Source organism: Chryseobacterium sp. Tr-659 (assembly GCF_011752975.1).
Lineage (GTDB): Bacteria > Bacteroidota > Bacteroidia > Flavobacteriales > Weeksellaceae > Chryseobacterium.
The window spans coordinates 724,964-740,783 of record NZ_VWWP01000002.1 but is presented as its reverse complement, the minus strand read 5'-3'; the positions used below and the strand labels follow the sequence as shown (position 1 = coordinate 740,783).

Here is a 15,820-nt window from a genome sequence, read left to right as displayed (position 1 = left end):
AGATCGATTGGAAAACATCCACAGTTACCAATGACAATCTGAGAAGATACGGTTATGTGTATGATAATCTGAACAGGCTTACCGCAGGCTTTTACCAGAAAGACAGCAATCCTTCCGCTCAGGAGTATAATGAACTTTTCGCATATGATCTGAACGGAAACATCCTGAACTTGATAAGAACTCAGGGAATACTTCCGGGAAGCACCACAGCGTTGGTGATTGATAACCTGGTGTACAATTACACAGGAAACAAGTTGGATAAAGTATCCGATGCTTATATGAACCCCTCTGGCTATCCCATAGGAGGCAATGAAATCACCTATGATGACAACGGGAATATGACGATTCATCCCGATAAAGGAATTTCCTCGATCAGGTATAATTATTTGAATTTACCGGGGCAGGTTACCCAGGATGCGAAAATTACCAATTATATCTACCGTTCCGACGGGGTGAAGGTTAGAAAATATGGAACCGCAGGCCTGGCCACAGATTATCTGGATGGCTTCCAGTATACAGAAGGAAGTCTGAAATTTGTTCCTACCTCTGAAGGGTACTTTAATTTTGAAAATAATAAGTATATTTACAACTATACAGACCATTTAGGAAATGTAAGATTAAGCTATTTCCACAATGGAAGCGGAATAGAAGTTCTAGAGGAAAACAATTACTATCCATTCGGATTGAAACATGAGGGATATAATCCTTTGGTAGGAAATCCTTCTTATAAGTACAAATACAACGGCAAAGAACTCCAAGAGACGGGGATGTATGATTATGGTGCAAGATTCTATATGCCGGATATAGGAAGGTGGGGAACGATAGACCCGAAAAGTGAATTATTAGAGAGTTCATCTCCATATGTATATGCTCTTAATAGCCCTATTCTTTATTTAGATAAAGATGGTGAACTTCCTATTTTAATTAATGGACGAGTTGAATCAGAATCATTAAGAGCAAGTTCAAATTATTGGACATCATCAATAATAAATACAATAAAAGGTTCAGGCATTCCTAATCCAGGAGGGGAATTCCATTATGTAGATGGAGATAGATATGCACAACAAGATTTTTCAGGAAATTGGAGTATCAAGAAAGGTAGTTGGATATGGGGTAATGATCCTATCAATAGAATTCAAGCAGGTAGAATGGCTATGACCGATAAAGAATTTCAAAATATTTTATCAAAGTTAGCAAAAGATCCAAAGACAGGGAAAATTATAGAAAAAATACAAATATATACTCATAGCAGGGGAGCTGCATTTGGTCAAGGATATACAGAACGATTAGTTCAAATGATTAATGAGAATGCTGATTTATTTGCAGACGCTGCTAATGAGGTAGAGTTTTCTTATAATATGGCACCTCACCAATCTGGAAAATTAAGTGCTGTTGATGGAGTGGATACTTATACCCAAGACCATACTAAAGACTGGTTATCTGGAAATAAAATGAAGGGTGCAAAAGGTGCTTTTACTTCGAATGAAGGAATTGGAGGTATGGTTCCTGAAGCTCATTATGTCGAGGGCTTTCAGAATGATTTAAAATCATTCACATCTTCCTTCTTAAAAGGAGGTACAAGTCAACAAGTTGTAAATAATTTTATACAAGAAATGAAGAAAAAATATAATATAACTGTAACCGTAACTCAATGAGAAATATATTAATATTAATAGGAAATGTAATTATTCCGATTATTTTGTTTTTTATTTTTGGACTAACTTACATAGGGATTTTTGGATCAAGTGGGCGATTTGATTATAAAAAGGTTTTGATACTTGAAATACTTTATTTTTGTGTTGGTATTATTCATTGTTACATTTATATAAAAAGGGTTGACAGTAACTATAAAATAATAACAGGTTTAATAATTTTATTTCTATATTTTTATTTGGCTTTTGTTATAGGTAAATAAAAAATAATTAAACTGTCCCAGAAAGTTAGGAGCTTTTTAAAGGCAGTTTTTATAAGAGAGGGTCAAAAAATGATAATAATTTCAAAAAATTATATCTAAAGAAGAACTTTATAACAAGCTATCACAAATTGAAATTTAATAAGAAGAATCTTTTACTGGCGGGTATTTTCCTCTACTTGTATACAACTATATAATGAACCTGTTTAAACTTATTTAGAAAATGAGTTTCCAGGAAATTAGCAATTTAGAGTTGCAAAAAAAAGAACTAAAATCTGGAACTCGTAAGCAAAGATAAACTGGAAAAATGGATTTTACCTCATTTAAGCAAAGGCAAGCGAGGATTTTCTACAAGATTTGATTTAGGAAAAATCTTTAGACTTATTATCAAACGATTGAAAACGGTCTGCCAATGGTGTGAATTAAGTCTCAAAGAATATTTTTCAAAAGAAACAATAAGCTGGCAATTATGAAGTCTTCAAACAGACTATATTTACAGAGCAGACGGAGTAAAAGTAAGAAAGGTTTTTGGAACGGAAACTACAGATTATCTCGATGGTTTCCAGTATACTGATTCTGTATTAGAATTCTTACCAACGGCAGAAGGGTACTTTAATTTTGAGACTGGAAAACTATACAGATCACCTTGGAAATACCAGATTAAGCTATGCTAAAAATGGAGCAGGAACAGAGATCATTGAGGAAAACAATTACTATCCATTCGGATTGAAACATGAGGGGTATAATCCTTTGGCAGGGAACCCTATGTATCAATACAAGTACAATGGGAAGGAGTTGCAAGAGACGGGTATGTATGATTATGGAGCAAGAATGTATATGCCTGACTTGGGAAGGTGGGGTGTTGTTGATCCTCTTGCAGAAAAGATGACTCGTTATAGTCCTTATAATTATGCGTTTAATAATCCAATTAGATTTATTGATCCGGATGGAAGACAAGGTACGGACTGGGTTAGACAAACTTCTAACGGAGCGTCAACCTGGACATATGATCCAAGCATACAAACGGTTGCTCAGGCAGAAGCCGCAGGTTATCAAGATGTAACTGCTGTTACTTCTTCTGCTACAATTTCTAGAGAATCCACTTTAGGAATGGGTGGATATAGTTATTCTTTAAATAGCGATGGTTCTGTAACTAACAATTCCGATGGTTCAGGTATAAACAATACATTTGTTACAGGTGCGGGAACAACAATTAATGCTCCATCTGGTACATTTATGAATGAACACAAATTAGATTTAACTGAAAAATGGGCTAATTCAAGCAATTTCTTTGCAAAATTTTCATACGGAATCGCTAATAATGCTTACGTCACTGCACAAATTTTTGATGGAGGACTAATGGAAAGACCCGAATGGTCAAACCCCTTAGGAGGAAACTATGGAAATTTGGATGGCACGCCTAATTACCAACAAGCGGATGCTTTGGTGAATACAGTAGCTACAGCGGCTCCTTATGCAAGAGGAGCTAAAGCTGTAAACTCTCTTATGCCTGAAGGATTAAGTATACTGAGTAGATTTGCACCTGCTACCGGAGCAAGAGGAGTAATTAACAATACCTTAAACAGAGGAGTAGATGCTGTAAATGGAACTGTAGGAAAAGGAATGATCGTAAGACCTATCGTTACCGCTGCTGGAAATGCTGCAAAACCAGATAGTCCTGTTAGAACATGGTTGAGAAGAAATGTAGGTTATCGTCCACAGTTTGATTAATAATAATTATTATGACTTTACTTGAAATAATATTCGGAGGGCTAATTACCCAATTTTTAGGATTGAATACAAGGTATTATTTTTTCAAGATTTTTAATAAGAATCTGAAAAAAGGAGATTTTGAAAATGATAAAGAAGATATAGGTTCTAGTTTTTCTCAAGGATTTTATAATTTTTTTATAGGACTTATAGTTTTTATTCTTTTATCTTTTGGAGTAGTATATTTATTAGATTTATTTCATCTTTTATAAACTTTTGCTTGCCTGAAAACAAAAACCCTCGCATTTTGCGAGGGTTTTTGTTTTATAAAGCTGCTGCGTTTTTATTAAAGAAATCTTTAAATTTTTTGGTGGTAAGCATTTTATCAATGATTTTAAAGACGGTGCTTTTATCTTCTTTGTCGAGCTGTTGAATAAGTTCCATTTGTTCGAGAGTCAATTTATCTTCAATTACAATCTCTTTAGGAATTATATTTTCATAGTTCAGGATCTGATCTGCAGCCTGATTAAAAAGCTTGGAAAGCATCAATTCAATATAATTATTTGAATTTACCCGGGCAGGTTACCCAGGATGCGAAAATTACCAATTACATCTACCGTTCCGACGGAGTGAAGATCAGAAAATATGGAACCGCAGGCCTGGCCACAGATTATCTGGATGGCTTCCAATATATAGAAGGAAGTCTGAAATTTGTTCCTACCTCTGAGGGGTACTTTAATTTTGAAAATAATAAGTATATTTACAACTATACAGACCATTTAGGAAGTGTAAGATTAAGCTATTTCCACAATGGAAGCTGAATAGAAGTTCTAGAGGAAAACAATTACTATCCATTCGGATTGAAACATGAGGGATATAATCCTTTGGTAGGAAATCCTATGTATCAATACAAGTACAACGGCAAAGAACTTCAGGAGACGGGTTTTTATGATTATCAGGCGCGCCAGTTAATGACAGATGCACCGGGATTTTTACAAATCGGCCCGCTTGCTGAAAAGATGCCTTGGATGTCGCCTTATGCCTACGCATTCAATAACCCAATCCGAAATACAGACCCGACCGGAATGGAACCGGAAGATGTGATTGATGACGGCGGTGGTTCTGAGCAATGTTGTGGACCTTTCTTTGGCGGTTTAATGAGATTTATGCCAATGCTTGAAGGCGGTTCTAATGTAAGACCTAGCCCTGTGGTAGAAATTACTACCAAAATAGGAGAAATATTGTCTAAATCTCAAGAACATTTTCAAAATGGTCGAAATGTTGAAAAGCAACAGCTTGAGCAAATGGGATTAGAAAAAAACAATAGAACTTTTGAATTTAAAGACCCTAGAACAGGTAAACTAGAAAGAACTATTCCAGATGCTGTAAAAAAGGATGGTGGTACTGTTGAAATTAAAAATGTATAAAGACAGTCGCTTACAAAACAATTGAGGGGACAATTAGAAATATCTAAAGGCAATGGTGCGGAAGCACTTTTACGTATAAACGAAGGGGCGAAGACATCTAAACCATTAGAAAACTCAGGAATAAAAATTCAAAGATTTACACCTACAAAAACGGATAATATCAAAGTTAATACTCCTCCTCCAGCCAATCTTTTTCCACAACCAAAAAAAGTTGATTGGTGTAAGAATAATCCAAATTGTGCTTAAAAATTTAAAGTGATACATTAATGAATAATATGGAAAACCTAATTGGTTTGATACAGCAAAGAGCAGAGCTTTTTTTAAGGGAGAATGGAGAATTTGCGCCATTTGGAGCATACGTTAGAAGTAATGGAGAAATTACAGATATCGCAAGTTATTCCGAAAGCACATCTTCAGAAGAAATGTACAACATACTTTTGAAAGGGGTTGCTCAGGATTTACAAGACGAAGATATAAGAGCTTCAGCTATTGCTCTAGACGGAAGAGTTGACGGTAAGGATGTTTTAGTAATAGAAATTTTCCTTTCAGAAGAAGATAAATATCAAGCGATTTACCCTTACAATATTGAGGACGGTAAAGTAACGTTTGAGAAAAGAATGCAATAAGTATAAGTACAATGGTAAGGAGTTGCAAGAGACGGGTATGTATGATTATGGAGCGAGATTCTATATGCCGGATATTGGGAGATGGGGTGTTGTAGACCCGCTGGCGGAAACTTTACGTCGTTGGTCTACTTATAATTATGCTTATAATAATCCTATAAGGTTTATTGATCCGGATGGTAGACAGAATGAAGATATTATTAAAGTTAATTCACAAGGCTACGTTCAATCTATTACTCCTCAAGAAGGTCCCCATGTTGTTGTTGAACAGGGAAATCAGTTAAATCTAAATGATCCTGTGGCAGACCAAAAGCAGTTACAAGAGCCTGTTGATTACGCAGGTACAATGACAGATTATGAAGTACAAGATGCAGAAGTCAGATTATTTACGCCTTATTCGGCTCAAGATATGGCAGATGCTTTTAATAAACTTGGAATTGGAGATATAAAAGATAAAGCACAATATCTTCAAGCTTTTGGAGAGCAATCATTCATTATGTTTCCGTGGATGACATATATGTGATCTTTAGGTAATGGAGAATTTGATTTCGCTGGAGAAATGGGAGCTCTTGTTAGAGATGGTGGAAATTATCCGGCTTTACGTGGGGCTACAAATGTTCCCGAGGATGGAACGGGAGGTTTTGTGAAATTTGAAGGAAGCAATACTTTATACAACGTATATGATGGAGGGAATTTTATGACAGGGAAGGCTTTCCAAATGATTGGAGCTCCTTTGGATGTTTTGGAAAAAGGTGCAAATTTCAATAGCAGAATAAGATTTGATGGAAAAGATACTGCAACAGACAAAAAAGCATATACTACTGGTTACAATTATAATAGAGTGGGATGGAAAAAATAAATGATAAATTATTATCAATACTATCATTCGTCATATTTTTAATTAATATGATTAAATATTATTTGATAAATGTAGAACAATTAATATATTCTTATAGTCCTCAAAATGGATTAATGAGTTTAATCTTATTTCCAATAATAATTATAGGGTTAATATTTTCATTAATTGTTATAGTGAAGAATATATTTTATAATAAGCGTAGTATTTTAAATGTTATCTTGTCAATGCCTTTAATTATTTTTTTTATTTATTTTTTCTTTATAAAATGAGACCCGATCTCGCGGATTTGTAATCCGTGAGCAACAATAAATAACTCACCGCAAAGCGGTGGGTTTTGTGTTTTATAATAAAGCAAAACTTACTTATAGGCTTTTCTTGCATTAAAATCCCTTATGGTAAGATCAAGAAATCTTGTTACCAGAGCTTTGTCTTCTTCACTCATCTCCTGTATGGCTTCAAATTTTTTCAGAAGTTCCTTATCTTTAATAGCAACTGTTTCATCGTTCAGTAAATAATGGGCTTTTCAATGTAACTACACAAGAGAAAGCGGAAGCAGCTTGGGTTCCTTTAAATGTGAATGAAGGAGATGTATACAAAGCTTCTACACCTGGAAATAACCTAAATTTTAGAAGATCATCAGAATTAAAAAAAGCTGTTGAAAATTTTAATAATGCAAATACTCGATAGAAATGATGAAAAGATTTATCACATTAATAGTTTTAATAATTGTAGTTAATTCTTGTCAACAGCAAGAAAAAGACTATATATCTGAAAAAATGAATATTAGAAATGTAAGTTTTGAAGTTCCATCAAACTTTGTACTAAAAAAAAACAATAGTATAGATACAAGTGTTTATGATATATTTTTCCACGAGAAAAATATTGGTTCAGTTTATTTGGGAGCTTACTATAAACCTTTTACTGAAAATTACTCTATCACTGAAGAAAAAGAAATTTATGACAAAGTTAGTTCAAAAGGAGCTAAGATTTACTACTCCAAATATTTGGACGGTGACTATAAAAATGGAATATTCAATGATAATTATTACTATTACGATACTATAAATAAAAATATTGCCCAGATAATGCTTCCTAAGAAACCTAATAAAGGATCAATAGGGATTTATTTTGATAGTGTAGATATTCATAAGAATAAATTTGCAATAGTTAGTAATGATTTAAGCGAAGAAAATAAAAAAAGATTTTTAGAAATTTTTAAAACAATTAAAATAAACAAAGCCACTTATTAAGTGACCTTGTTATTTATAAAATGTTTGCTTAAGGAAAGCATCAAGGAGAACGAAGACGTGTTGTCTGTCGTTCCTTTTTAGTTTTTAGATGTCAAGGATTTTGGAAAAAAGTATTGTTTCCAAAAGAACATCTGTAGAACCTATAAGATAATCCAAAGAAACTTCCAGAACTTCCACCAGTTGTGTAGCCATCTCAATAGATGGTTTTAATTCCTCATGCTCATATCTACCGATGACTACGTGGGAGATATGAGCAACCATCCTGATAAAGGGATTTCTTCCATTCAATATAATTATTTAAATTTACCAAAGCAGATTATTCAGGACTCCAATATCACTCAATATATTTATAGAGCAGATGGAGTAAAGGTGAAGAAGCTCTTTAAAAGTTTAGAAACGGATTATCTGGATAGATTACAGTATAAATCAACATTTGGGATTGAATCATGGAATGGGGAGGTATTTATCAACCTGATCCTAATGAAATTCCTGAATTAAAATTAAGAATAATCCCCACTTCAGAAGGCTATTATGATGCCTTACTGAACCGGTATGTTTACAATTTTACAGACCATTTAGGAAACGTAAGATTAAGCTATTTCCACAATGGAAGCGGAATAGAAGTTCTAGAGGAAAACAATTACTATCCATTCGGATTGAAACATGAGGGGTATAATCCTTTGGCAGGAAATCCTATGTATCAATACAAGTACAATGGGAAGGAATTGCAGGAAACGGGTATGTATGATTATGGAGCGAGGATGTATATGCCTGATATTGGAAGATGGGGTGTGGTGGATCCGTTGGCAGAACAATACAGAAGATGGAGTCCATACAATTACGTAATGAATAATCCACTGAGATTTATTGATCCGGATGGAATGCAAGTTATGGATCCAGGAGATAGATTTAAAACTTTAAGGTCAGCAGCAAATGATTTTGGAAAGCAATATAATGGTCTATCAATTAATTATGACGTAGAGCTTCGTACAATGTTTTACTAAGCAACTGATAAGAATGGAGAAACTTACTACAGCTATTCCGTTCCTGAAGTTGGATCTGCAGGTATGGCAGGAAATGTTACTCCAGAGCAAGTAGCTGCAGTCTCAAAATTAGGTACGATCGTGGGTGATGGACATACACATGCAGGAGACGTTTTCGTAGTACCAATTGATGGAAAGGACTACAGTAGTGCAAACCAATTCTCTCCTCAAGATATTTCTATTTACAAGAATACTTTAACAGAAACAGGTGGTAAAAAAGTGGACAGCGGTTATGGTAAACCTGTTGTTGGATATGTAGCTACTCCAGACGGTGGATTAAGAGAGTATAGCCCAGGCGTTAGTAATAGCTCTAATTCTGGGAAAGTAGATGCGGGCGGAGTTCCTATTAAAAATTATGATGTTCCGGTGGCTAAGGATTTTCCTTCTGATCCCGCATCGAAAGGATTACGACTTAACAATATTCCTCCTACCACGATGCCTAATGTATTGCCCAATGGCTTTAGTCTTAACGATTATACTAAAAGATATTAATTATGATAAAAAAAGTTTTAATGGCACTATGCTTTATACCTTTATTCATTATAGCTCAAGAGGATAAAAAATGTAAAGATGAAAACAGGGGGATAGATCAGTTGCCCTGTACAATTGCATATCGTTATGGAATTGATGTAATGCCGGATGAAGATTCAGCAGTAAGGTATGTTGATATTTTAATCAAAAAACGAAATTTTCTTGAACCTGAGAAAGCTAAACCTTATCAAGTAAGCTTGATTGCAGATAATAAAGTTTGGCATATAGTGGTAAAAAGTTACAATTGTAGATATTGTAAGATATATATCAATATTAATAAAAATACAGGAGAAGTATTAAATTTTTATAGATCAGAAGATTAATAATCTCCGCTACCGCACGATTGTATCATGTGGCAGATAAAATAAAGAAAACCTTCGCATTTTGCGAGGGTTTTTGTTTTATAAAGCTGCTGCGTTTTTATTAAAGAAATCTTTAAATTTTTTGGTGGTAAGCATTTTATCAATGATTTTAAAGACGGTGCTTTTATCTTCTTCGTCGAGCTGTTGAATAAGTTCCATTTGTTCGAGAGTCAATTTATCTTCAATTACAATCTCTTTAGGAATTATATTTTCATAGTTCAGGATCTGATCTGCAGCCTGATTAAAAAGCTTGGAAAGCATCAATTCAATATAATTATCTAAATTTACCCGGGCAGGTTACTCAGGATGCGAAAATTACCAATTATATCTACCGTTCCGACGGGGTGAAAATCAGAAAATATGGAACCGCAGGCTTGGCCACAGATTATCTGGATGGCTTCCAGTATACAGAAGGAAGTCTGAAATTTGTTCCTACCTCTGAAGGGTACTTTAATTTTGAAAATAATAAGTATATTTACAACTATACAGACCATTTAGGAAATGTAAGATTAAGTTATTTCCACAATGGAAGCGGAATAGAAGTTCTAGAGGAAAACAATTACTATCCATTCGGATTGAAACATGAGGGATATAATCCTTTGGCGGGAAATCCTTCTTATAAGTACAAATACAACGGCAAAGAACTCCAAGAGACGGGGATGTATGATTATGGTGCAAGATTCTATATGCCGGATATTGGAAGATGGGGAGTTGTGGATGAACTCGCAGAAAAATCAAGAAGATTTTCGACTTATACTTATGCTTTAGACAATCCGATTATGTTTGTTGATCCGGATGGAAGACAAGGAACAGACTGGTTTAATAATTCTATGGGACAAATGGAATTTAGATATGATGTTAAAAGTCAGCGGGATTTAGATGATAAGGGCATTAAAGGAAGCTATGTGGGAGAGACTGCTCAGCAGGGTAGCTTAAATTATGCCGCAGACGGAGTGGTTTATGATGAATCTTCTGGAGGAAAGCCTATTGCTGATGGAAGAGTGTATGATATTGGAGAAGTTAAAATAACTCCTAAAAGTGTTGTTAAAGAAAGAAATCTTCAAGCTGCAAGAACAAGACTTGGAGCTGCTGAATTTGCTATGTTTGGAAAATATGCTATAGGAATTACTTTTGGAGGAGCCTTTGCCCAGAGTTCAGTAAGCTTAACCTTAGCTTATAACTTAGGTACTGAACAAGCAAATTTGTTTGGAACTTACGGAGATCTGGATTTACCAAGTATAGGAGTAGGTTTTCAATTTAATCAAATGAATGCCTTTGGCACAATGCCCTAATGGGCAAGCATTTACTAATGTTTTTGCAGATGCAGAAGGGGAATCCACAGCTATTTCAGGTTCATATGTTGTTGGTGGTGAACATAGTGTAAGTACTAAAAATGGTCAGCGTGTAGAGTATGGGACAGTAACCAGAAGCTTAAATTTGCAAGCAGGTTTTGTAGTGGGAAGAGCAAGAACTCAAACTATGAGTATTAGTAACTGGATGAAAGCTAATTCACAGTATTTTAGAATTGGTAAATCTCCACAATTAGATTAAATAAGAATGAAATTATTTACATATTTAAGTGTTGTTTTTTTTACATTTTCCTGTAGAAAGTCCGATTGTAATAATGTAAAACTAGCGTTCTATTCTGATGATTATAATATTATTGTTGAAGAACAAAATATAGATTTAACATGGATAAAAATAAACGGCTTTGCTCCTGTAGCACACAAAAAAACAAATATTATGGTACACAATAATTGGATTGTTGATTCTAATGAAGTAGAAGTTGGAGACACAATAGTTAAGAAAAAAGGAGAATTAGCTTTTGCTATTCATAAAAAGGATACTATTATTAATCATGATTGGTATTGTGAAGGGAAATTGTATAAATGAAAAATAAACGTGGAAAATTTTTCCACGTTTATTTTTTTTGTATAATGTCGAAGTCTATTCGAGATTTTATTATTTTAATGGTATCATTTTCCTTTTGCATTAAAAAAAACTCTTTGGTGTTAGAGATATTCCGGGTTACATCATATGTTAATAGATAATCAGCTTTTGAATTTGTCCCTTTAACAATAAAAGTTTGCCAAGCAGAAAGTTTGTAATCTTTTATTGCTCCGTTTTCATTTTCTACTTTATCATAGATCATATAAAATTTTTCTTTGCTTGTTGTTTCTTGATTAAATAATTTAAATGCCTCCTCTTTGTTATTTTGTTTTATTAAAGAATAGAATCTGTCAGTTATCTTTTGAGCTTCTTGTTTATCGGATTCTCTGTTTTCATAAATTTTATCATAACTACAGCCAATAAAAAGAAAAGAAATCAGTATTATAATATATTTCTTCATAATATTATTTTCAATTTTTTTAGTACAATGTCCACGTAGCAAAATTCTCTTTTTTCTGAGAGTATTTATTTTATTTCTGATATTAAATATGTTATCTATGTATAACTTAAAGTAAAAACAAATTTAGGAGAACCTTATTACATAAAAAAGTACATATCGAAAAAAGATGGAATTAATATTCATTTTTGAATATCATTAAAGAGGTCAGGGAGAGGTCGGTTTTTTGGGAGAAGATCAAAACTTCTTCAGGAATAATATTTTCATAGTTTAGGATGATCTGATCTGCAGCCTGATTAAAAAGCTTGGAAAGCATCAATTCAATATAATTATTTGAATTTACCCGGGCAGGTTACCTAGGATGCGAAAATTACCAATTATATCTACCGTTCCGACGGGGTGAAGATCAGAAAATATGGAACCGCAGGCTTGGCCACAGATTATCTGGATGGCTTCCAGTATACAGAAGGAAGCCTGAAATTTGTTCCTACCTCTGAGGGGTACTTTAATTTTGAAAATAATAAGTATATTTACAACTATACAGACCATTTAGGAAATGTAAGATTAAGCTATTTCCATAATGGAAGCGGAATAGAAGTTCTAGAGGAAAACAATTACTATCCATTCGGATTGAAACATGAGGGGTATAATCCTTTGGCGGGAAATTCTATGTATCAATACAAATACAACGGTAAAGAATTGCAGGAAAGCGGGATGTATGATTATATTAAGAATTATAATATTCCTGTTGCTAAAGATTTACCTTCTGATGCGGCTTCAAAGGGATTAATATAACGGTGTCGTAAAAAAGAAATTCCTTCCGTAAATGGGAAGGAATTTATTATATAAAACCTCAAGGTTACTTTGATCTTTTTGTATTATCCGTTTTTCCCGATTTATTTTTGGACGCTTTCTGAATATCTTCTCTGTCTATATCAGGCGGATTGCTCTTTTTTGAGGTTGCAGGAATACCCTGGAAATCCTCATTTTGCTTCTTCGTTTCTGCGGCATTAGCAGATTCTTTGTTTTTATTGTTTCCTTTTGAATCCATGACTTTAAATTCTAATGTTTCATAATATTATTCAAAGTGTTTGCCAAAACAAAAAATCAATCAAAAACGGATGTTTTTTCCATAAAGACTCTTGATGCAATACCTGAAATAGTAATAAGAGAAACTAAAAACACAAATATTTGAGATGCAAGTTCATACATTTCTATTTTATATTTTGAATTCTCTTCCGAATTTTCAAAAATGGAAATAAAAGTTTTCATTTTAAAGAAATTAAAAATACCAAACCCTATAAAACAGCTTCCCACAAAAATATTGATCAGAATATTATTATGATTTCCTATAAAAACTCCATAGCAAATCAATAGCCCGGAAAGGAGAAAAAGCATTGACGAAATACGATTGATAATTTTTAAAAGTCTTAATTTCATCATTAATTCAATAAGTTTGCTCTTTAAAGCCCCAAAACACCAATCTTTCCGGTTTTATCCTCAATGGTATAATTCAGTGCTTTCGCTAACACAAAAATATTATCGAGGTTTTCCATTAACTGTTTACGCCCTTCGTTTCTCAATTGGTTCTGATCAATAGATTTTACAGCCGTTTCCTTAGCTTTTTCAGTTACGTTTTTAATATCTTTTTCAGAAATCCTGTTGAAGAAAGAATCATCAAGAGATTGGATCTCAACACTGGGCGTAATTCTTATGTCTGCATCAGGAAGTTCAGAAATTATCAGCTTTTTATTGATAGAATCTACCTCGATCTTCATTTTATTAAGATCGTAAGAAACCTGTGCATTGGTCTTGGTATAAGTAATAATACTGTTGCTTGAAACCTCTTTTCCAAATACCTCATAACCCATTTTGGTTTTCTGCATACTCGAGGTATTCTGTTCAATAACCACCATTTTATTCATTTTGGAAATCTGATTGGTCAGGATATAATAATCCGACTTCTCGGTTTTTCCACCAAGATTCAGGCAGGATTTTAAGCCAAAAAACAGAAGGAGCATTACCCCGGCACCCGCTGCAAACGATAGAATTGTTTTATAATTTCTCAAAATCTATTTAAAAATTTCTTTAATTACAGAAGAATCATTCTTTTTCAGAATTTCAACCAGGTCTCTTTCAATATATCCGGTAGTAGGCATTTCTACAATTCTTCCCACCTCTTTTCCATATCGTTTTACAATGATGGTAGGAACTTTTTGAATATTATAAAGACCTTCATCTCCGGTTGGAGATTCTTTTTTGCGGTTAACAGCAATAATGGTAAGCTTACTGTCAGGATAGCTTACGGCTTCCAGGATCTTCATCAGTCTTGGGAAATCTCTGTGGCTGTCCTCGCACCATGTTCCCATGAATACAAGAATATCATAAGAGCCGATTCTTTCTTTTCTCAGCTCACTAACAGCCTTTTGATCAAGAGCATATTCATCATGTTCTTTTACATACCAATCTGCATAAGGAGCTTTTAAAAACTGTTCTTTCAGTTGATTTCCCAAAAGCATTTTCCCGTCTTTCTGGGTCTCCACTTCACGGTTTACCACCACTTTCTGGGCACTAAGCTGCTGAACAGCCAAAAATAAGCTTGAAAAGGCAACAATATTGGTAATAAATTTCTTCATATTTTATTTTTCGATAATTGATTTTAAATCGGCAGGAGAGTAGTATTTGTTTTTCAATACTTTATGATCTGCCTGTCTGTAAACATTGAACTTTTCTCCAGACTTTTCATAAAAAGATTCTACTTCCTTCTCTTTGTAAAATTCAACAGTTTCTTTTGCCTGTTCTTCATTATCACACGCTTTCGACATGTTAGAACGCTGAACTTCGTTGAATAGCTCTACAAATTTATTGCCAAGTCCGAATTCAAGAACTGCGCCGCTCAAAACGTACTGAAGATCACATAATGCATCTGCAATTTCTACAATATTATTATCTGCAATTGCCTGTTTCAGCTCATTCAGTTCTTCCTGAAGAAGTTCTACTCTGAGATTGCATCTTTCCGGGGAAGGAATTTGTGGGGTATCTAAAATAGGGGCTTTGAAAGTAGTATGGAATTCTGCTACTTGGTTCAGACTATCAATTTTATCCATGAATTTTTTTATTTACGACAAAGATAGAAAACGATTTGTAAATTGTGAAATCTACAAGGCAAAATGTATTGATGAAATAAGGGAAAAAACTATATTTCTAGATGAATTTTCATAAAGTAAAATGTACTCTCAGGTTTCAAAGAATCCGGATGATGGTTAAGGATTCAGCAATAAAAAAACCACAATATTTAAATTGTGGTTTTTTTGTATTTGTATTGGATACTGATTACACTGATTCTTCATATTTCCAGATACCGGAAATATTTAAAACCGTTAAGCCCGGCTGTCTCTCTCCGTAACTGAATACGCAAATATATTTTGAAGGGCAGGTTTTACACGCCGTTCCGAAATATAAAGTGGGTAAATCATTAACCGTTAATTCCCCGAAATGTATCATGCTTTCAGAAGTTTTGTGAGTCATATTATTGATTAACAATTCCTCTTTAGAAAGCACACGATTATGATCATAGATTTGAAAAATAGGAAATCCGGATTGATACGGAATGATTTCAATTGTATTTTCGTGGCTGCAATCACAGCAGATAAACTGCGTTTTGGATGAGGGAATGGTTTCATCATTAATGAAAACATTTTTTGCCACGAGGGCTTTTTTTCCGGGATTGATTTTCTTTGTTATGGAATACATCTG

27 protein-coding genes and 1 pseudogene are annotated in these 15,820 nt (G+C 33.8%); 18 read left to right on the top strand and 10 right to left on the bottom strand.

Annotated elements, in window-relative coordinates:
- From F3J23_RS07605 to F3J23_RS07595, 3 genes are all read left to right on the top strand, one after another.
- The coding region (locus F3J23_RS07605; protein WP_167026493.1) for an RHS repeat domain-containing protein at positions 1 to 1,655 on the top strand (1,655 nt) is incomplete at its 5' end.
- Positions 1,656 to 2,530: 875 nt separating this feature from the next.
- A complete protein-coding gene (locus F3J23_RS21805; protein ID WP_410497578.1) occupies positions 2,531 to 3,643 on the top strand; it encodes an RHS repeat-associated core domain-containing protein in 1,113 nt (370 codons plus the stop codon).
- Positions 3,644 to 3,654: 11 nt separating this feature from the next.
- Complete coding sequence (locus F3J23_RS07595) at positions 3,655 to 3,894, top strand: hypothetical protein (RefSeq protein ID WP_167026490.1); 240 nt, start codon at positions 3,655 to 3,657, stop codon at positions 3,892 to 3,894.
- 52 nt (positions 3,895 to 3,946) lie between these two features.
- Here the strand turns inward: F3J23_RS07595 and F3J23_RS07590 are convergent, their stop codons facing one another.
- Positions 3,947 to 4,168, bottom strand: a complete 222-nt coding sequence (locus F3J23_RS07590) for a transcriptional regulator (RefSeq protein ID WP_167024626.1) — start codon at positions 4,166 to 4,168, stop codon at positions 3,947 to 3,949.
- Between the two features lie 17 nt (positions 4,169 to 4,185).
- Here F3J23_RS07590 and F3J23_RS21615 point away from each other — a divergent pair, with 17 nt between their 5' ends.
- The 11 genes and pseudogenes from F3J23_RS21615 to F3J23_RS07540 all read left to right on the top strand — a co-directional run bounded on the left by F3J23_RS21615 (position 4,186) and on the right by F3J23_RS07540 (position 9,678).
- Positions 4,186 to 4,443 carry a hypothetical protein gene (locus F3J23_RS21615; RefSeq protein ID WP_228455288.1) on the top strand — a complete coding sequence of 86 codons (258 nt, stop codon included), beginning with the start codon at positions 4,186 to 4,188 and terminating at the stop codon, positions 4,441 to 4,443.
- Positions 4,444 to 5,049 carry an RHS repeat-associated core domain-containing protein gene (locus F3J23_RS07585; RefSeq protein WP_317167703.1) on the top strand — a complete coding sequence of 202 codons (606 nt, stop codon included), beginning with the start codon at positions 4,444 to 4,446 and terminating at the stop codon, positions 5,047 to 5,049.
- Positions 5,050 to 5,070: 21 nt separating this feature from the next.
- On the top strand, positions 5,071 to 5,295 hold the full coding sequence (locus F3J23_RS07580; RefSeq protein WP_167026487.1) for a hypothetical protein: 225 nt from the start codon (positions 5,071 to 5,073) through the stop codon (positions 5,293 to 5,295).
- Positions 5,296 to 5,324: 29 nt separating this feature from the next.
- Positions 5,325 to 5,675 (top strand): hypothetical protein, encoded by a 351-nt coding sequence (locus F3J23_RS07575; RefSeq protein WP_228455286.1) that lies wholly within the window; start codon positions 5,325 to 5,327, stop codon positions 5,673 to 5,675.
- Positions 5,674 to 5,856: pseudogene (locus F3J23_RS21800) on the top strand (RHS repeat-associated core domain-containing protein); the annotation flags it as partial. The gene F3J23_RS07575 and the pseudogene F3J23_RS21800, both read left to right, overlap by 2 nt.
- Before the next feature lie 375 nt (positions 5,857 to 6,231).
- Positions 6,232 to 6,531, top strand: coding sequence for a hypothetical protein (locus F3J23_RS07565; RefSeq protein ID WP_167026481.1), 300 nt, complete (start codon positions 6,232 to 6,234; stop codon positions 6,529 to 6,531).
- Between the two features lie 689 nt (positions 6,532 to 7,220).
- On the top strand, positions 7,221 to 7,781 hold the full coding sequence (locus F3J23_RS07560) for a hypothetical protein (RefSeq protein WP_167026478.1): 561 nt from the start codon (positions 7,221 to 7,223) through the stop codon (positions 7,779 to 7,781).
- Between the two features lie 216 nt (positions 7,782 to 7,997).
- Entirely contained in the window at positions 7,998 to 8,279 is a 282-nt protein-coding gene (locus tag F3J23_RS21795) for a hypothetical protein (protein WP_410497582.1), read from the top strand.
- Complete coding sequence (locus F3J23_RS07550) at positions 8,228 to 8,785, top strand: RHS repeat domain-containing protein (RefSeq protein WP_410497575.1); 558 nt, start codon at positions 8,228 to 8,230, stop codon at positions 8,783 to 8,785. Before F3J23_RS21795 ends, F3J23_RS07550 begins: the two co-directional genes overlap by 52 nt.
- Positions 8,786 to 8,905: 120 nt before the next feature.
- The gene (locus tag F3J23_RS07545) at positions 8,906 to 9,316 is read left to right on the top strand and encodes a hypothetical protein (protein ID WP_410497573.1); all 411 of its coding nucleotides are present in this window, start codon (positions 8,906 to 8,908) and stop codon (positions 9,314 to 9,316) included.
- Positions 9,317 to 9,318: 2 nt separating this feature from the next.
- The gene (locus F3J23_RS07540) at positions 9,319 to 9,678 is read left to right on the top strand and encodes a hypothetical protein (protein ID WP_167026472.1); all 360 of its coding nucleotides are present in this window, start codon (positions 9,319 to 9,321) and stop codon (positions 9,676 to 9,678) included.
- A gap of 78 nt (positions 9,679 to 9,756) precedes the next feature.
- Here the strand turns inward: F3J23_RS07540 and F3J23_RS07535 are convergent, their stop codons facing one another.
- Positions 9,757 to 9,978 carry a transcriptional regulator gene (locus F3J23_RS07535; RefSeq protein ID WP_167024623.1) on the bottom strand — a complete coding sequence of 74 codons (222 nt, stop codon included), beginning with the start codon at positions 9,976 to 9,978 and terminating at the stop codon, positions 9,757 to 9,759.
- An 83-nt stretch (positions 9,979 to 10,061) separates the two neighbouring features.
- Between F3J23_RS07535 and F3J23_RS07530 the strand changes: the two genes are divergently transcribed.
- Genes F3J23_RS07530 through F3J23_RS07520 form a run of 3 tightly spaced genes read left to right on the top strand, consistent with a single transcriptional unit; the run spans position 10,062 to position 11,610 of the window.
- Positions 10,062 to 11,009, top strand: a complete 948-nt coding sequence (locus F3J23_RS07530; RefSeq protein WP_317167699.1) for an RHS repeat-associated core domain-containing protein — start codon at positions 10,062 to 10,064, stop codon at positions 11,007 to 11,009.
- A complete protein-coding gene (locus tag F3J23_RS07525; RefSeq protein WP_167026469.1) occupies positions 10,987 to 11,268 on the top strand; it encodes a hypothetical protein in 282 nt (93 codons plus the stop codon). The genes F3J23_RS07530 and F3J23_RS07525 overlap by 23 nt, the downstream gene beginning before the upstream one ends.
- Before the next feature lie 6 nt (positions 11,269 to 11,274).
- The gene (locus tag F3J23_RS07520; RefSeq protein ID WP_167026466.1) at positions 11,275 to 11,610 is read left to right on the top strand and encodes a hypothetical protein; all 336 of its coding nucleotides are present in this window, start codon (positions 11,275 to 11,277) and stop codon (positions 11,608 to 11,610) included.
- Positions 11,611 to 11,638: 28 nt separating this feature from the next.
- Here the strand turns inward: F3J23_RS07520 and F3J23_RS07515 are convergent, their stop codons facing one another.
- Entirely contained in the window at positions 11,639 to 12,067 is a 429-nt protein-coding gene (locus F3J23_RS07515) for a hypothetical protein (RefSeq protein ID WP_167026464.1), read from the bottom strand.
- 172 nt (positions 12,068 to 12,239) lie between these two features.
- Positions 12,240 to 12,380, bottom strand: coding sequence for a hypothetical protein (locus tag F3J23_RS07510; protein ID WP_167026461.1), 141 nt, complete (start codon positions 12,378 to 12,380; stop codon positions 12,240 to 12,242).
- 83 nt (positions 12,381 to 12,463) lie between these two features.
- Between F3J23_RS07510 and F3J23_RS07505 the strand changes: the two genes are divergently transcribed.
- Positions 12,464 to 12,859: a hypothetical protein gene (locus tag F3J23_RS07505; protein ID WP_410497570.1), complete on the top strand. Its 396-nt coding sequence runs from the start codon at positions 12,464 to 12,466 to the stop codon at positions 12,857 to 12,859.
- Positions 12,860 to 12,923: 64 nt separating this feature from the next.
- Here the strand turns inward: F3J23_RS07505 and F3J23_RS07500 are convergent, their stop codons facing one another.
- From F3J23_RS07500 to F3J23_RS07475, 6 genes are all read right to left on the bottom strand, one after another.
- On the bottom strand, positions 12,924 to 13,115 hold the full coding sequence (locus tag F3J23_RS07500) for a hypothetical protein (protein WP_167026458.1): 192 nt from the start codon (positions 13,113 to 13,115) through the stop codon (positions 12,924 to 12,926).
- 56 nt (positions 13,116 to 13,171) lie between these two features.
- Positions 13,172 to 13,507 carry a hypothetical protein gene (locus F3J23_RS07495; protein ID WP_167026455.1) on the bottom strand — a complete coding sequence of 112 codons (336 nt, stop codon included), beginning with the start codon at positions 13,505 to 13,507 and terminating at the stop codon, positions 13,172 to 13,174.
- 20 nt (positions 13,508 to 13,527) lie between these two features.
- Positions 13,528 to 14,133, bottom strand: coding sequence for a DUF4230 domain-containing protein (locus tag F3J23_RS07490; RefSeq protein WP_167026452.1), 606 nt, complete (start codon positions 14,131 to 14,133; stop codon positions 13,528 to 13,530).
- A 3-nt stretch (positions 14,134 to 14,136) separates the two neighbouring features.
- Positions 14,137 to 14,700 carry a TlpA family protein disulfide reductase gene (locus F3J23_RS07485; RefSeq protein WP_167026449.1) on the bottom strand — a complete coding sequence of 188 codons (564 nt, stop codon included), beginning with the start codon at positions 14,698 to 14,700 and terminating at the stop codon, positions 14,137 to 14,139.
- Between the two features lie 3 nt (positions 14,701 to 14,703).
- The gene (locus F3J23_RS07480) at positions 14,704 to 15,171 is read right to left on the bottom strand and encodes a nucleoside triphosphate pyrophosphohydrolase family protein (protein ID WP_034694493.1); all 468 of its coding nucleotides are present in this window, start codon (positions 15,169 to 15,171) and stop codon (positions 14,704 to 14,706) included.
- A gap of 226 nt (positions 15,172 to 15,397) precedes the next feature.
- Complete coding sequence (locus F3J23_RS07475) at positions 15,398 to 15,817, bottom strand: hypothetical protein (protein ID WP_167026446.1); 420 nt, start codon at positions 15,815 to 15,817, stop codon at positions 15,398 to 15,400.
- Positions 15,818 to 15,820 lie beyond the last annotated feature (3 nt).

Bases quoted from the DNA above. Each gene is read 5' to 3' on its own strand.
- F3J23_RS07595 (WP_167026490.1), top strand. From the start codon at position 3,655: ATGACTTTACTTGAAATAATATTCGGAGGGCTAATTACCCAATTTTTA.
- F3J23_RS07590 (WP_167024626.1), bottom strand. From the start codon at position 4,168: ATGCTTTCCAAGCTTTTTAATCAGGCTGCAGATCAGATCCTGAACTAT.
- F3J23_RS07575 (WP_228455286.1), top strand. From the start codon at position 5,325: ATGGAAAACCTAATTGGTTTGATACAGCAAAGAGCAGAGCTTTTTTTA.
- F3J23_RS07565 (WP_167026481.1), top strand. From the start codon at position 6,232: ATGGGAGCTCTTGTTAGAGATGGTGGAAATTATCCGGCTTTACGTGGG.
- F3J23_RS07560 (WP_167026478.1), top strand. From the start codon at position 7,221: ATGATGAAAAGATTTATCACATTAATAGTTTTAATAATTGTAGTTAAT.
- F3J23_RS21795 (WP_410497582.1), top strand. From the start codon at position 7,998: ATGCTCATATCTACCGATGACTACGTGGGAGATATGAGCAACCATCCT.
- F3J23_RS07550 (WP_410497575.1), top strand. From the start codon at position 8,228: ATGGAATGGGGAGGTATTTATCAACCTGATCCTAATGAAATTCCTGAA.
- F3J23_RS07540 (WP_167026472.1), top strand. From the start codon at position 9,319: ATGATAAAAAAAGTTTTAATGGCACTATGCTTTATACCTTTATTCATT.
- F3J23_RS07535 (WP_167024623.1), bottom strand. From the start codon at position 9,978: ATGCTTTCCAAGCTTTTTAATCAGGCTGCAGATCAGATCCTGAACTAT.
- F3J23_RS07525 (WP_167026469.1), top strand. From the start codon at position 10,987: ATGCCTTTGGCACAATGCCCTAATGGGCAAGCATTTACTAATGTTTTT.
- F3J23_RS07520 (WP_167026466.1), top strand. From the start codon at position 11,275: ATGAAATTATTTACATATTTAAGTGTTGTTTTTTTTACATTTTCCTGT.
- F3J23_RS07515 (WP_167026464.1), bottom strand. From the start codon at position 12,067: ATGAAGAAATATATTATAATACTGATTTCTTTTCTTTTTATTGGCTGT.
- F3J23_RS07510 (WP_167026461.1), bottom strand. From the start codon at position 12,380: ATGCTTTCCAAGCTTTTTAATCAGGCTGCAGATCAGATCATCCTAAAC.
- F3J23_RS07500 (WP_167026458.1), bottom strand. From the start codon at position 13,115: ATGGATTCAAAAGGAAACAATAAAAACAAAGAATCTGCTAATGCCGCA.
- F3J23_RS07495 (WP_167026455.1), bottom strand. From the start codon at position 13,507: ATGATGAAATTAAGACTTTTAAAAATTATCAATCGTATTTCGTCAATG.
- F3J23_RS07485 (WP_167026449.1), bottom strand. From the start codon at position 14,700: ATGAAGAAATTTATTACCAATATTGTTGCCTTTTCAAGCTTATTTTTG.
- F3J23_RS07480 (WP_034694493.1), bottom strand. From the start codon at position 15,171: ATGGATAAAATTGATAGTCTGAACCAAGTAGCAGAATTCCATACTACT.
- F3J23_RS07475 (WP_167026446.1), bottom strand. From the start codon at position 15,817: ATGTATTCCATAACAAAGAAAATCAATCCCGGAAAAAAAGCCCTCGTG.